This is a genomic window from Candidatus Eisenbacteria bacterium, from assembly GCA_016930695.1.
Taxonomy (GTDB): Bacteria; Orphanbacterota; Orphanbacteria; order Orphanbacterales; family Orphanbacteraceae; genus JAFGGD01.
Window position 1 is genome coordinate 134947 of record JAFGGD010000034.1, and the last position, 15263, is coordinate 150209.

Annotated in this window: 11 protein-coding genes; 8 read left to right on the forward strand and 3 right to left on the reverse strand. The window is 66.2% G+C overall.

The features are described 5' to 3' along the window. The first annotated feature begins 244 nt into the window (after window positions 1-244). From JW958_08085 to def, 5 genes are read left to right on the forward strand one after another with little or no spacing between them, the layout of a single operon-like run. Entirely contained in the window at window positions 245-2608 is a 2364-nt protein-coding gene (locus tag JW958_08085) for a peptidoglycan DD-metalloendopeptidase family protein (protein MBN1826210.1), read from the forward strand. Next, window positions 2605-6054: a DNA polymerase III subunit alpha gene (gene dnaE / locus JW958_08090; GenBank protein ID MBN1826211.1), complete on the forward strand. Its 3450-nt coding sequence runs from the start codon at window positions 2605-2607 to the stop codon at window positions 6052-6054. Before JW958_08085 ends, dnaE begins: the two co-directional genes overlap by 4 nt. Beyond that, on the forward strand, window positions 6051-6839 hold the full coding sequence (locus tag JW958_08095; GenBank protein MBN1826212.1) for a methyltransferase domain-containing protein: 789 nt from the start codon (window positions 6051-6053) through the stop codon (window positions 6837-6839). The genes dnaE and JW958_08095 overlap by 4 nt, the downstream gene beginning before the upstream one ends. Beyond that, entirely contained in the window at window positions 6836-7783 is a 948-nt protein-coding gene (queG, locus tag JW958_08100; protein ID MBN1826213.1) for a tRNA epoxyqueuosine(34) reductase QueG, read from the forward strand. The genes JW958_08095 and queG overlap by 4 nt, the downstream gene beginning before the upstream one ends. After that, on the forward strand, window positions 7780-8319 hold the full coding sequence (gene def, locus JW958_08105) for a peptide deformylase (protein MBN1826214.1): 540 nt from the start codon (window positions 7780-7782) through the stop codon (window positions 8317-8319). Before queG ends, def begins: the two co-directional genes overlap by 4 nt. A gap of 100 nt (window positions 8320-8419) precedes the next feature. On the opposite strand, the gene JW958_08110 is transcribed toward def, so the two are convergent. The 3 genes from JW958_08110 to JW958_08120 form a co-directional block, all read right to left on the reverse strand. Then, window positions 8420-10162 (reverse strand): histone deacetylase family protein, encoded by a 1743-nt coding sequence (locus JW958_08110; protein ID MBN1826215.1) that lies wholly within the window; start codon window positions 10160-10162, stop codon window positions 8420-8422. A 77-nt stretch (window positions 10163-10239) separates the two neighbouring features. Beyond that, on the reverse strand, window positions 10240-10794 hold the full coding sequence (locus JW958_08115; protein MBN1826216.1) for a hypothetical protein: 555 nt from the start codon (window positions 10792-10794) through the stop codon (window positions 10240-10242). A 143-nt stretch (window positions 10795-10937) separates the two neighbouring features. After that, entirely contained in the window at window positions 10938-11441 is a 504-nt protein-coding gene (locus JW958_08120) for a YbjN domain-containing protein (GenBank protein MBN1826217.1), read from the reverse strand. Window positions 11442-11777: 336 nt separating this feature from the next. Between JW958_08120 and JW958_08125 the strand changes: the two genes are divergently transcribed. From JW958_08125 to nadA, 3 genes are all read left to right on the forward strand, one after another. Next, window positions 11778-12947, forward strand: a complete 1170-nt coding sequence (locus JW958_08125; GenBank protein MBN1826218.1) for an alcohol dehydrogenase catalytic domain-containing protein — start codon at window positions 11778-11780, stop codon at window positions 12945-12947. 142 nt (window positions 12948-13089) lie between these two features. Then, entirely contained in the window at window positions 13090-14121 is a 1032-nt protein-coding gene (locus JW958_08130) for a hypothetical protein (GenBank protein MBN1826219.1), read from the forward strand. A gap of 12 nt (window positions 14122-14133) precedes the next feature. Further along, entirely contained in the window at window positions 14134-15201 is a 1068-nt protein-coding gene (gene nadA, locus JW958_08135; protein MBN1826220.1) for a quinolinate synthase NadA, read from the forward strand. Window positions 15202-15263: the final 62 nt, after the last annotated feature.

The following is a 15263-nucleotide window of genomic DNA, read 5'->3' on the forward strand; positions in this document are numbered from 1 at the left end:
GGGTCCAAAAGAGAAACGATAGCACGGATCGGAACGGTCGACAACAGGGACGGTCCGATCCGCCGGTGGGACCCGCGCCGCCGGATGGGGGGAGGGATTCCATTCGGGTGGGCGACGGAACTCCCCGTCTCGTTTTCTGTTAGGCCGGGACGCCTCCCGCTTGACAGCCCGGAAAAGAGGGTGCTACTTTGCGAATGGGGTAGAAGGCCCCGGACAAGGACCTTTTGCGGGAGAGGCGGGCCGAATGCGTAGGGGAAGGAATGGAATGGGCGGATCGGGCGGCGCGGTCGGCCGGGCGCGTCTCCTCCTGCTTCTGGCGCTGATTCCCGCCTCCCTAGGCGCCGAGGAGAACCGCGAGAGGGAATACGTCTGGCCCCTCGCCTACCGCGGCTGCCTCACCTCCTCCTTCGCCGAGTACCGGCAGGGACATTTCCACGCCGGCATCGATCTCTCCACCAACGGGAAGACCGGATACAAGGTGCGGGCCGTCGCCGACGGCGAGGTGTACCGGATCCGCACCTCTCCCTACGGGTACGGCAAGTCGATATACCTCGCCTTTCCCGACGGCCGTATCGCGGTGTATGCGCACCTCTCCGACTTCGCCCCGCACCTGCGGGAGATGGTGGAGAGGGAGCAGGAGAGGATCGGTCGATACGAGGTCGAAATCCGTCTCCCCGCCGGGTCGGCGCCGGTCAGCGCCGGGGAAGTGATCGGTTACAGCGGGCAGACGGGGATCGGCGCCCCCCATCTTCATTTCGAGCTGAGGGACGGCGAGAACGTCCCGCTGAATCCGGTGCTCCACGGGTTCCCGATCAGCGACGAGGAGCCCCCCGTCATCCGATCAGTGCTTCTCTCTCCTCTCGAGAACGACGCACGCGTGGAGGGTTCGATCCGGCCGCTTCCGCTCGACATGGTTTGGTCCGACACGGAAGGATGCTACCGGACCGAGAGGGTCGTCCGGGTCGAGGGGCCCGTCGGCGTGATGATCAGCTGCGATGACGGACAGAGCGGTTGTTCGCGCCGGAAGCTCGGCGTCTACAGCTTCGACCTCCGCGTGGACGACGAACTCACCTACCGCTCCCGTTTCGACAGCTTCACCTACGACGTGGCCTCCCTGGTCGGCATCGAGTTCGATTTGGGGATGATCGAGCGGGGAGGCGGCCGTTTTCACAGGCTTTACTCGACGGCGCCCAACCTGCTCCCCTTCACGCTGATCGACCGGACCCACACGGGTGTGATCGTCGGCGCCGGCCGTAACGAATACGGCGACGGCGTCGTCCTCGCCGAGGGGCTCCACCACCTGGAGGCGTCCGTGGGGGACGCCAACGGCAACTACTCCCGCGCCGTGATCGCCGTGGTGGTGGGCGGGCCGCCGGAGATCCGCCGCGCCAGTTTCGCCGGCGACGACGAGGTGACCGTTTTCGTGGAGGGATCGCCGTCGCGGATCGGCGACTTCGTCGTTTCCCGTTCTCTGAACGGCGGGCGGCACTGGGAGAGCCGCCCCGCGACCTACGCGGCCGGCAAGGACGCCTGGGTGACGGAGGGCTTTACCCGCCTGCAGGAGGAGAGGAAACCGCTCCTCTACCGGATCGAGCTTTCCACGGTGGAGGGCGTGCAGCGCCGCCCGTATTTCGTCTTCCGCAACTACGAGGGGCTCCCGACGCCGGAGCCGGCGATGACCCTCGACATCGAGTACCACGCCGGCACGGCCCTCCTCAATCTCGGGGTGGATCGCGTCTTCCCCTACGAGGTGGAGGCACGGGTGATCCGCGACGGGAAGAGCCCCCTCCGCCCGCCGATGGTGCAGGCCGGGCCGAATCACTACGAAGGGATCCTTCCCCTCGACCAGCTCGATTCCGAGCCGGCTTGGGTGGAGGTGACCCTCTCGGGACGCGACGGGATGGAGTGGTCCACCCTGAAGGAGATCCGCACGATGCGGGTGTCCGCCGCCCGGGGAGGAGAGGTGACCGACAAGAGCGGCCGCGCCTCGATCCGCTTCGACCGGAGCGGGCTGGTGCGCGACACGCATTTCCGGATCGAAGAGGAGGAAGGACCGCCCCTGGAGCGGGGGCTCTCCTACGCCAGCCCCGTCTACCGCTTCGAGCCGGCCGACGCGCTTCTGCGCGGCGACGCGGTCATCTCGATCAAACCCTCCGCCGGCGCCGACGCGGGGAAGCGGGTCGCGCTCTACCGGCTCGATACGCACGGTCGCTGGCAGTTCGTCACCCGTCGTGTCGATCCGGCCGCGCCCACCGTCGACGTCTCCACTCATTCCCTCTCCCGGTACGCGCTGATCCGGGACGAAGCGGTCCCCGCCATCTTCGGCGTCTATCCGGCCGACGGCGCGACGGTGCGTACCCTCCGCCCCCGCCTGCAGGCGAAGGTGACCGACGTGGGCGCCGGCTTCGAGAGCGAAGACCTGCAGATTCACCTGGACGGAAAACGGATGATCGCCGAGTGGGATCCGGAGAGGGAGATCCTCACCTACTCGCTCCGCGCGCCGCTCCGTCCCGGTTCGCACAAGATGATCGTGTACGCCGTCGACCGAGCCGGAAACAGCGCCAAGAGCGAATCCGTCTTCTACGTCTCCGGCGAGGCGGGTCGATGACCGGAGCGCCCCCTTTCGTCCATCTCCACAATCACAGCGATCTCAGCCTGCTGGACGGCGCGCTGCGCGTCGAGGACCTGGTGCGCCGCGCCGTCGAGGAGGGGATGCCGGCGGTGGCGCTCACCGACCACGGCAACATGTTCGCGGCGATCCGTTTCTACGAAGAGGGATTGCGCGCGGGGGTGAAGCCGATCATCGGCTCGGAAATGTACCTCACCCTCGGGAGCCGTTTCGACCGGAAGAGCGCCCGCGCCGGCGGCGACCGCACCTACCACATGGTCCTTCTTGCCGAGAACGAGATCGGTTTTCGAAACCTGATCAAGCTCTCCACCGCTTCCTACCTGGAGGGTTTCTACTACAAGCCGCGGATCGATATGGAGCTGCTCCGGGAGAGGAGCGAGGGTCTGATCGCCCTCACCGCCTGCATGAGGGGACCGGTCACGGTGCCGGTGATCGCCGGCGACATGGAGAGGGCGGAGGAGAGGGCGCGCATGCTCCTCGACATCTTCGGGCCGGACCGTCTCTTTCTCGAGGTGCAAAACCACGGGATCGAAGAGGAGAGGATCGCCCTGGAGGGGCTTCGGAAACTGGGCCGGAAGATGGGGCTGGGGCTGGTGGCGACCAACGACTGCCACTATCTGACTCCGGATCACGCCGATTCGCATGACATCCTCCTCTGCATCGGCACCGGCAAGGACCTGAACGATCCGAACCGTCTTCGCTATACGACGAGCCGGAATCACTTCGCCTCCGCCGAGGAGATGGCGCGCCTCTTCCCCGACGACCCGGAGGCGCTCGCGAACACGGTCCGGATCGCGGACCGGATCGACCTCGCCATCGACCTGGAGACCCCCCACCTCCCCGAAGCGCCGATCCCGGAGGGTTTCGCGGACGCCGACGCCTACCTCGCCCATCTGGTCCGCGAGGCGATTCCGAAGCGCTACCCCGGCGCGGACGGAGGGATCGAAGAACGAGTCACATACGAGCTGGACGTGATCCGCAAGGTGGGCTACGCGGGGTACTTCATCATCGTCCGCGACTTCATCCGAGCGGCGCGGGAGAGGGGGATCCCGGTCGGGCCGGGCCGGGGCTCCGCGGCGGGGAGCATCGTCGCGTACCTCCTGCGGATCACCGACGTGGACCCGATGCGCTTCTCCCTTCTCTTCGAGCGCTTCCTCAACCCGGAGCGGGTCAGCTTCCCCGACATCGATATCGACTTCTGCTACAACCGCCGCGGCGAGGTGATCGAATACGTGATCGAGAAGTACGGCGAGAGGAGCGTCGCCCAGATCATCACCTTCGGCACGATGGCCGCCCGGGCGGTGATCCGGGACGTGGGCCGGGTGCTGCAGGTTCCCTACGCCGAGGTGGACAAGATCGCCAAACAGGTGCCGGCGGACGTGGGCATGACCCTCGCCCGAGCCGAGGAGCGCGTGCCGGAGTTGAAGGAGATCGCCGACGGCGAGGGAAGCTACGCCGATCTGTGGCGCCACGCCCGCAACCTGGAGGGTTTCGCCCGTCACGCCTCGACCCACGCGGCGGGTGTGCTGATCGCGCCCGGCGACATCACCGATTACGTCCCCCTCTATCGAGCGAGCACAGGCGACACCACGACGCAGTGGGACATGAAGGCGTGCGAGAAGGTGGGCCTCCTCAAGATGGACTTTCTCGGGCTCCGCACGCTGACCGTTCTGCACGACGCGGTCGCCCTGATTCGGGAGACGAGCGGCGTGGACGTGGACCTCTCCGCGCTGCCGCTCGACGACCCCGACACATTCCGGCTCCTCTCGGCGGGAGAGACGGTGGGCGTCTTCCAGCTCGAGTCCTCCGGAATGCGGGATCTCCTGGTCCGCCTCCAGCCGGGAGGCTTCGACGACATCATCGCCGTGAACGCCCTCTTCCGCCCCGGCCCGCTCGGCAGCGGCATGGTGGAGGACTTCATCGAACGGCGTCACGGCCGCAAGAAGATCCGTTACCTCGACCCCTGCCTGGAGCCGATCTTGAAGGACACCTACGGGGTGATCCTCTACCAGGAGCAGGTGATGCAGATCGCCAACTGCATGGGCGGTTTCACCTACGGAGAGGCGGACATCCTCCGCCGGGCGATGGGGAAGAAGAAGAAGGAGGAGATGGCGGAGCAGCGCGCCGTCTTCGTGGATCGCGCCGTCGGGAAGGGATTCGCGCGGGCGAAGGCGGAGAAGATGTTCGACCTGATGGCCTTTTTCGCCGGTTATGGGTTCAACAAGTCCCACTCCACCGCCTACGCGCTCCTCTCCTATCACACCGCCTGGTTGAAGGCGCACTACCCGAGGGAGTTCCTCGCCGCCACCCTCACCAGCGAGATGAGCGACACGGACCGGGTGGTGACGCTGATCGGCGAGCTGAACCGCCTCGGCATCCCTCTGCTGCCGCCGGACGTGAACCACTCCGGAGCGGTCTTTACGTGCGAGGGGGAAGGCGTGCGCTTCGGCCTCGCGGCGGTGAAGAACGTGGGGCGCTCGGCGGTGGAATCGGTTCTCCTCGCCCGAGAGGAGCACGGCCCCTTCCACAGCCTCTTCCATCTTTGCGAACAGCTCGACCTTCATCTCTTCAATAAAAGAACGCTCGAGTCGCTGATCCAGGCGGGGGCGCTCGACCGCTTCTCGCCGAACCGCGCCGCTCTTCTCGCCGCCGCGGAGACGGCGCTGGAACGGGCGAACCGGATACGGGTCGACCGGGACCGCGGCCAAACCCTCCTCTTCGACGGCGCCGGCGACGGCGCGGCGATCCCCGAGCCGCCCCTCCCCGACGCGCCCCCCTGGGCCCGCCGGGACACGCTGGAGAGGGAGAAGGCGGTGCTCGGTTTCTACGTGAGCGGCCACCCCCTCGCCGATTTCGCCGACGAACTCCGTTTCACCAACACCGATTCCGCCGGCCTGGAGAGGCTCGCCGACGGCGACCGGGTCGCCCTCGCCGGCATGGTGCTCGGCAGCCGCCGGATCCTCGACCGGAAAGGTGAGCCGATGGCTTTCGTGCAGGTGGAGGACTTCAAGGGAACCACCGAAGTGGTGCTCTTCTCCCGCGCGTTCAAGCCGGCGGAGCCCCTCCTGGGAGAAGGGGAGCCTCTCCTTTTCCGGGGGACGATCAGCGCCCGCCGCGACGAGGCTCCCAAGCTCCTCGTGGAGGACGTGACCCGTCTTGCCGAGGCGCGCGTCCGATTCGCCCGCCTTCTCCGCATCCGCGCCCCGCTGGATCGGCTCGGCGAGGACTCGCTCGCCGAGATGCGCTCCCTCTTCGAGGCGCACCCCGGCCCTTGCCCCGTGCAGATCCTGGTGGACACGGGGGAGGGGGACGTGGAGATCCGTTCGCGCCGCTTCCGCGTGGAGCCGGCGAAGGAACTTGTGGAGCGCCTCCGCCGGACCGTGGGAAAAGAAGCGGTTCAGCTGGTGGGCGACGCGGCGGGATGAGCGCGCCGGTGATCGATCTCCCGGAAGGCTCCTACGAGGCTTTCGCCCGGGTCTACGACGCCGCCGGTTTCGACCGCTTCGCCCTCTCCCTCGCCGGCCGCGTCGAAGAGATGATTCGCCGTACGGGCGCGCGCCGCCTCGTCGATCTCGCCTGCGGCACGGGGAGCCTCCTCATCCGCCTCGCCCCGCGGGTCCTCTTCGCCGCCGGCCTCGACCGCTCCCCCGCCATGATCGCCCGCGCCCGCGCCAAGGGAGCGGCGCGGACGGCGGTCGGTTCCATGGAGCGCGCTCCCTTCCGCCCGCGCCTCGACCTGGCGCTCTGCCTCTACGACAGCCTGAACTACTGCGCCGGGGAGGAGGATCTGCGGCGCGCTCTCGGTGGGATCCGCCGCGCGGTCCGCCCCGGCGGGTGTCTCCTCTTCGACCTGAACACCGAAGAGGCCTACCGCGCCGTGTGGGGGGGAGGCGATGCTTTCCGCGCGCGGACGCCTGAAGGGAATCTGGTGATCCGCTCTTCCTATGACCGTTTTGCCGGCATCGCCCGCGCGGAGGTGGACGTGGATACGCGGGATGGGGGAAAGAGGTCGATTCTCCGTTCGGTTCATCGACAGTATTTCCATCCCGAGGGGCGCGTGGAAGAAGCGCTCCGCCGGGCGGGATGGGAGGAGGAAGCGCGCGAGACGATCGATCCCTTCCCGGGGGGCGACGCGAGCCTTCCCGGCGGCAAGACGCTCTGGACGGCGCGCGCCGCCGCGCCGCCGGAGGGGGAAAGGGAAGAGGCGTGACGCCGGACGAGGAAAAGGCGCGGTTGCTGGCCGAGGCGCGGCGGATCGGCTTCGACGCCGCCGGCGTGGCTCCCGCCGAGCTTCCGGCGGTGGAGAACACAAGGCTTCTCCGGTGGATCGCCGAGGGGCGGCACGGGACGATGGCGTGGATGGCGCGCCTCGCCGAGGCGCGCGTCGACCCCGGCTTTCTCCTCCCCGGGGCCCGCTCGATGCTGATGGTCGCTCTCGGCTACTGGCCGGGGGAGCGGCCGGCCGCCCCGGCGGACGGTCTCGTTTCGGTCTACGCTCGAGGGCGAGACTACCACCGTGTGATGCGCCCGATGCTTCGCCGCCTCCTCGTGTCGGCGGAGAAGATCCTTCCGGGCGCGCGCGGGAGGCCTTTCGTCGATTCGGCGCCCGTCCTGGAGCGCGCCTACGCCGAAAGGGCGGGGCTCGGCTGGCGAGGGCGGAGCGCCAACCTGATCATTCCGGGAGCCGGTTCCTGGTTCTTTCTCGGCGGCCTGATCCTGGACCGGGATCTTCCGCCGGATGAGCCGGCCGAAAACCGGTGCGGGAGCTGCACCGCCTGCGTCGACGCCTGCCCGACCGGCGCCATCGGAAACGATTATCAGGTCGACGGATCGCGCTGTATTTCCTATCTTACAATCGAACATAAGGGCCCCGTGGCCGAAGAGAAGGAGGAAGGGTGCGGCGGATGGGTCTTCGGCTGCGACGTCTGCCAGAGCGTCTGCCCCTGGAACCGTTTCGCCCGCAAGACGGGCGCGGCGGACCTTCTCCCGCGCGGGGAGATCGAAGGGCTCGACCTGGATGAAGCGCTCCGCCTCGATGAGGAGCGTTACGAACGCCTTTTCGAGGGGACGGCGGTGCGGCGCGCCGGATGGGCGCGCTTCCGGGAAGGCGTGCTCCGGGCGGCCCGCAACAGAGAACGGGGAAGAGGACGATGAACCTTCCGATTCGCTGGTATGGAGACCCGGTCCTTCGCCGGAAGGCGGAGGAAGTGGATCCTTCGGACGGACGGCTGGACGGGCTGATCCGCGACATGATCGAGACGATGCACGAGGGGGACGGCATCGGCCTGGCGGCTCCGCAGGTCGGGCGCTCGGAGAGGCTGATCGTCATCGACGGAAGCGCTTTCGACGGCGATGAGCCCCGCGCTTTTCTGAACCCGAGAATCCTCGAGTCGTCGAAGGGCCGCGTGCTATACGAAGAGGGTTGCCTCTCGCTACCCGACCTCCGTGCGGACGTGGAGCGTCCCGAGGCGGTGCGGGTCCGCTACCGCACCGAGAGCGGGGAGGAGGTGGAGGAGGAGGCGGAGGGTCTCTACGCCCGCGTCCTCCAGCACGAGATCGACCACCTCGACGGTGTGCTCTTCGTCGACCGCCTCGGCGCGGCGCGGCGCGCCCTTCTCGCCAAACGCCTCCGCGAGATCCAGAGAAAAACGGAGATGCGCGTGCTGGAGGAGCCGCCGGACGGGCGGTGAAGATCTCCCCGCTTCGTGGAAGCTTCCCAGAAGAAAAACCCGCCCGGAGACTCTGAGTGGGCCGAGGGCGCGGTCTCTTTTCGCCGCCGGCTCACCCGCGTCACATCGTGAAGGATTCTTCCCAAACGCCGCGAAAGAAGGACCGGGCGTTCTTGCCGATCGTCCTCGTCTTGTATCCCCCTTCCTGCACGAAAAGGGTGGAGTAGGGGAGTTCGCCGATCATCCCGCCGATGGTGTGGAAATCCTCGGCGTCCAGCGACAACGATCCGGTGGGGTCACCGCGGGCGGTGTCGAGACCGAGGGCGACGACAAGAAATCCCGGCTCGAACCTGCGAATCACCTGGAGCGCTTTTTTCAGCATGGCGACGTACTTCTCGTTCGACAGATTCTCGGGGAGGGGGTAGTTCACGTTGAATCCTTCGCCCCCGCCCTCTCCTTTTTCCTCCTCGAATCCGCTGAAGAACGGATAGGCGTGCCGCGGATGTCCGTGCAAGGAGACCGTCAACACGTCGCTCCGGTTGTAGAAGATGCTCTGTTGGCCGTTGCCGTGGTGATAATCGATGTCGAGAATGGCGACTTTACCGTGACGGCTCAGGTAGTCGGCGGCGATCGCGGTGGAATTGAAATAGCAGAACCCGCCGAACACGTCGCGTTCCGCGTGATGGCCCGGCGGCCGCACCAGGGCGTAGGCGAGGTACGAACCGTCGAGGACCGCCTTGGCCGCCGTGAGGGCGCAGTCCACCGCCGCGCGCGCCGCGAGATAGGCGTTCTTGTTGAGCGGCGTGAAGGTGTCGATGCAGTAGTAGCCCGCACGCATGGGAAGCTCCTTGGGCGGACGGGTATTGTTTCGAATCGGAAACACGTAGGGGTAAACCGACTCTTTCTCCGGGATGGAGGCGCACACTTTTCGCAGATAGTCGTAGAACCCGCGGTCGTGCACGGCGGTGATGTTGTGCTCGGCGAAACGCCTGGGCGGAACGCTCCGGAAGAGACCGGTCTTGTCGAGGGACGACAGAATGGCGCGCACGCGGACGGGCGATTCCACGTAGCCCCTCTCCTGCACGTGATGGATGGCGTGCTGGTGATTGAACACCAGCACGATGAGCCTGTCGGCGGGGAGGGGCGGCTTCGCTTTCTCGGCGAGGGCGGGCGGGGCGTATTTCGACGGCCGGAAACGGACGGGGTCGTCGGTGATCGAACCGAGAACCATGCCGACATATTCCTCGTCGCAGACGTCGCGATACTTCCGCTCCAGAACGGCTTCGACGATCCGCCGCATCTCGTCTCTTTTGAATTTTCTCTCCTTGCCGAGACCGTCCACGACGAGATAGGGGGGGCCGTCATCCCCCTCGCCGATCGGGGTTTCGTACCGGGTGCCGATCATCGGCGTGGCGCCGTATTTCTCGTAGAACCTCAGCCGGGCCCGGTTCTGCTTCAACAGCACGGGGTCCTTGCAGAGAAGGGGATCGTCCGGAAGACATTCGAAGAAGAGACCCTTCGCTTTCAGAAGGACGGCTTCTTCGCGGACGCGCTCGTAGAGAGCGCCCCCGACCCCCCGGCCGGTCAGGTGCTTGGCGGCGGAAATGTAGTCGAGGAAACAGAAGTCCAGATCGGGCGCGTGCAGGAGAAGGGCGAAGCCGGTGATCTCCCCTTTACCGCTGTCCGCGATGAAGAGGATGGATCGGAAACGGTATTTCATGGGGTTCTTCAGCTGCTCGGGGAGCTTGTCCACGTCGTCGGGATGCAGCGTCGGAAATTGGTCGCGGAGGATCTGCTGGACCCGGTCGACCGCCTTCGCGTTCGTCGGGTTGTTGGCGTCGTAGATCCGTCGTATGCGGAACATGTAGTGTCCCTCGTGAGGAGATTACGCCATCGGGGCCCGGCGACTTCGCATCTCTCGGTGTTTTCCGGAACCGCCGCTCACTCCGGGCGGCCCCTCGCGGGTTTCAGCAGCCCGGCCACGGCGAGCCCGGCGACCGCCCAAGCGGCGATGTCGTGGATCGTGAGCGCCGCCGCGTCCCCGAAGGAGTAACCGCCTATGCCGAACCTCGCTTGGAAACCGATCAGGCCGATCACGACTCCGATGGTCGCGAAGAAGAGGAACCTGCTCCCGAAGCGCGCGAGAACCCCGTCGGACGCCCGGGAGAGCAGCCACGCGCCGAGGATCGGGGCGAGAAGGAAGACCGCCAGACCGACGAGACTCTCCCGCCCGGCGTCATCGTGGCCCAGCCCGCTGTAATGGACGCCGAACACCGGAGCATCCCCGATGAACCTCCGGTCTCCGGTAAGCTCGGGGTTGCAGGCGTACTTCCCCGGTTCCGGCACGTTTTCCCTCAGCACCTCATAGACCAGGCGTTCGTCGGGAAGGGGTTTCATGTCGATGCGGCCCTTGAATCCCAAGAGACCGTTGACGACGACGAACCACACAAGAAGAACCACTCCGCCCGCAAGCCCCGCGCTCAGCACCCTCTTCATTTTCGCATCCTCCGATTCCGTAACGGGAGGTTTGTTTCTGTCCGTCCCCCCGAGTGGCCGCTTGGATTCATGCCGTCCGCAAACGTCGGGTTTCGGACCGTGCCCGAAGGGAGGGCCGCAAGTGAAAGGGGAATAGCCCCGTCTCAGTCCGATCCGACGATGTTGTCCGTGTCCTTGGTGATGATGGCCCCCTTGACGACCTTCGCGAAAAGCCGGTAGTTGCTGATGATCGTGTAAGGCGTGATGCCCCCGTCGTAGAGCAGCTGATAATCGCACCAGAGAGTCGTCGATCGGGGCATGCAGAAGCGGGCCAGGACCAGGCCGTCATTCAGATCGTTGATGAACTCCAGTTTCTTGAGATCCGGGATGCTGGCCTTCATCGCCCACGGAGAAAAATAGGTGATCAGTTTCTTCTCCGCGTCGATCTTGATGTAAGAGATCAATCCCTCGTCATCGATCTTCAGATCTCCGTCCGAGTCGAACTCCGCCTTCAAGAACGCCGCGTCGAAAAACGTCTTGATCTTGTCCAGGGTGACCTCCTCCTCGCTCAAGGGGACGGAGGGATCCGAGGCTTCCGCCGCGTGGGCGGCCATGACGAGAAACGGCACGACGAGGAGCAGGCTCTTCGGGAAACTTCTTTTCCGCACGGTGGTCCCCTTTCCTGAAGAGAGGTTGCGGGCGGAGGACGGATTGTCGCTCGCGCGGACTATCCGCCGCGTCTCATACACGATTTCGCGCGCCGCGATCGGCCACAGGCGCCTTCCGCGAGTCACTCTTTTACAGCGTATCATAGGAAGGGGCGGACCTGTTTCGACTTTCCGGGAAGGGGGGGCGGTGGGGAAGGGGGAATCCGATTTCGATACCGATAAAGGCACCCTCACCCTCTCCCGCCATCCTCACCGCCGCCCCCCTTTCCCCCCGTCTTGACGCCGTCCGCGCGCGGGTCTACCATCAATTCCCAACCGAACCGGGGGAACGAATCGATGAAAAAGACCATGCGCGCTTTGGTTTTCGACAATGAGAGGGACGACTGGGAAGGATCCAAAGGGCTGCGTCTGGAAGACGTTCCCCGTCCCGTTTTACAAGAGCGAGAAGATCCCGCCGACGCCGAACAGGTCGTCGTTCGACCCATCTTCGCCGGTTTCTGCGGCTCCGACAGGAGCATCTGGCACCGCCGCGCCTTCGGCGAAAGCATCCTGCATTCCCTCGAAGCCGAGGGAAAGACCAAGCGCGTCATCGGCCACGAGATGCTCGGCGAGATCGTCGACGTCGGCACCCTGGCGGCCCGCAAATACGGTTACCGTCCCCGCGACATCGTCTCCACCGAATCCCACATCATCTGCGGCAAGTGCTTCCATTGCCGCACCGGCGAGACCCACATCTGCTCCGACGACATCATCATCGGCATCAGCCGCGACGGCTGCTTCGCCGAGCAGATCAAGCTCCCCGCCCAGACCCTCTGGCCCACGGACACCCGGCGTATCCGCCCCGAGGTGGGAGCCCTCCAGGAACCTTTCGGCAACGCCGTGCACGTCTCCACCAAGACCGACCTCAACGGCAAATCCGTCGCCGTCTTCGGCTGCGGCACCATCGGCCTCTTCACCATACTGATCGCCCACGCCCTCGGCGCGAGCCGCGTCATCGGCGTCGAGCCGGACAAGACCCACCGCGAGATGGCCCTCACGCTCGGCGCCGACGACGTCCTCTCCTTCGAGCCCGCCTCCGGGCCCGACTCCTGGAAGGCGGATCCGGAGGTGGTCGCCGAACTGAAAAGGATGTGTCCCCCCGAGGGCCCCGACGTCTGCATCGAGATGGCCGGCCCCAACGGTTCGGTGAACAACGCCCTCCGCTCCGTCCGGCGGGGCGGCGAAGTGATCCTCTTCGGCCTCAAGGCGGGTGACTTCACCATTCAGCGCCTCGACCGCACCATCATGGACGGCGTGACCATCCACACCGTCATCGGACGGCGCATCTTTCAGACCTGGTACATCACCAAGGGGCTCCTGGAGTCCAAGAACAACCGGATCCAGGAGAGGATCTGGGAGATCATCCTCCGCGAGGGGGACGGAACCGTCGTGGATCTGGCCGGCTTCGAGCCGGACGCCTTCGAGAAGAAGATCGACGGTAACCCGAAAATCTTACTTAAAATCTGAAGCGTCCGCCGCTCCGGGCGGCGAACCCCGCGTTCGTCGCGCGCCTTGACACGCCGGAGGCGCGCTTTGGTAGAATACCGGTCCATCCTTCGCCCCCCGGCGGAGCAGGATCGCCCCCGTACCGAACGGAAAGGAGCGCGTCGTGACGGAGTCGGCCCGCACACCCCGCGTAAACATCTGGTGGATGGCCTTCGGCTACTTCGCCTGTTACTGGCCGTACAGCGCCCTGGTCAAGGCGCTATCCAACGGGCTCCTCCCCGGCATGGACGGAGGCGTGGCCGGTCTCACTCTGCAGCCGCTCCAGGTGGCTTCGTCCCTGGTCGCCATGTTCATCTTCATCACCGCCATCGGATGGTGGAAATACCCGCACAAAAAAGAGGTTTTCGGCGGCGTTCGTATCCCCTTCCCGACGCTCTGGACCGCCCTCTCGGGAATCTGCACCGCCACGGTGATCGTCACCACCAACTTGGCTTACACCTTCAGCGGCGTCTCCATCGTCTTCGTCATGCTGCTCATGCGGGGCGGCGTGCTGATCCTCGGCCCCATCGTGGACACCATCACCGGCCGGAAGGTGCGTTGGTTTTCCGCCACCGGCATGCTGCTCAGCCTCGCGGCGCTGGTGGTCGCCTTCGCCGAGAAGGGGGGCTACGCGATCAGCGTTCTCTGCGCGATCGACATCGCCGCCTACCTGGCCGCCTATTTCGTCCGCTTCCAGTTCATGAGCCGGATCGCCAAGTCGGCGGACACCGCCACCAACATCCGCTACTTCGTGGAGGAGCAGATGGTGGCCACTCCCTTCCTAATGGTGGTCCTCACGCTCCTGGCGCTGGTCGGCCGCGGGGAGATGATGGATCTGATTCGGCAGGGCTTCCACAACGTCCCGAAGGGGATCGTCGGATGGGTGATCCTCGCCGGCGTCTTCTCCCAGGGTACAGGTATCTTCGGCACGCTGATCTACCTGGATCGCCGGGAGAACACCTTCTGCATTCCCGTGAACCGTTCCTCGAGCATCCTGGCCGGCGTGCTCGCCTCCTTCACGCTGGCGATCCTCTTCGGGCAGTCGCCGCCGAGCGCGTTCAAGCTGATCGGCGCGGGGCTGATCATCGTGGCGATTCTCGTTCTCAGCCTTCCGCCCCTCCTCGCAAGGGGCCGGAGGAGTGGGGCCAACGTCTGACGGAGGGGGAGGATGAGCGGGTCCGACCGAGAGACCTCCGCGGAGACGCTGGAGAGGATCGCCCGCGCCCGTGAGAGGCTCGGCGACCGGGTTCTCGTCTTGGGGCACCACTACGAACGGGATGACGTGCTCCGCTTCGCCGACCGGACCGGCGACAGCTTTCAGCTCGCCCGGGAGGCGGCCGAGGAGAAGGACCGCCCCTTCATCGTCTTCTGCGGCGTTCATTTCATGGCCGAGACGGCGGACATACTGACCGATGACGACCAGGCGGTGCTCCTCCCCGATTTGGAGGCGGGCTGTTCCCTCGCCGATTTCGCCGACGCGGAGCAGGTGGCTCTCTGTTGGGACGCGTTCGAGTCGGTCCGGCCGGCGCGCACCGTGCCGATCACCTACGTCAACTCCACCGCGGCGATCAAGGCGTTCTGCGGCGAGAGAGGCGGTCTCGCGTGCACCAGCGCCAACGCCCTCTCCGCCTTCCGTTGGGCGCTGGGGCGGGGGGAGAGGATCCTCTTCGTACCCGACGAGCACCTCGGCCGGAACACCGCCCGCTCCCTCGGAATCGGCGAAGAGGAGACGGCGGTATGGGATCCGGCGCGCACGGGGGGAGGGGTCGCCCCGGACCGCTTGGCCGGCGCGCGGGTGATCCTCTGGAAGGGGCGTTGCGACGTCCACACGCACTTCCGGCCGGAGCACGTCGACGCGGTTCGTCTCGCCCACCCCGGAATCCGTGTGATGGTCCATCCCGAATGCCCCGCCGAGGTGGTGGAGAGGGCGGACGCCTCCGGCTCGACGGGACAGATCATCCGCGCCGTTCGCGAAGGGGGGGCGGGGTTGACTTGGGCGATCGGAACGGAATGGCACCTGGTGAACCGCCTCGCCCACGCCTACGAGGACCGGAAGGTGATCAATCTCACGACGGAGCCCTCCGTCTGCCCCACCATGAACCGGATCACGCCGAAAAAACTGCTCCATGTTTTGGAGCGCCTCCTGGAGGGGGAGGCGGTGAACCGCATCGTCGTCCCGGCGGAAATCGCCCTCCCCGCCCGGAAGGCGCTGGACCGGATGCTCACCCTCGCCTGACGCCCGCCGGCCCACCATTCCGGCGGGATCCCGTTGCCCCTTCGCCGATCGCGCATTACAAT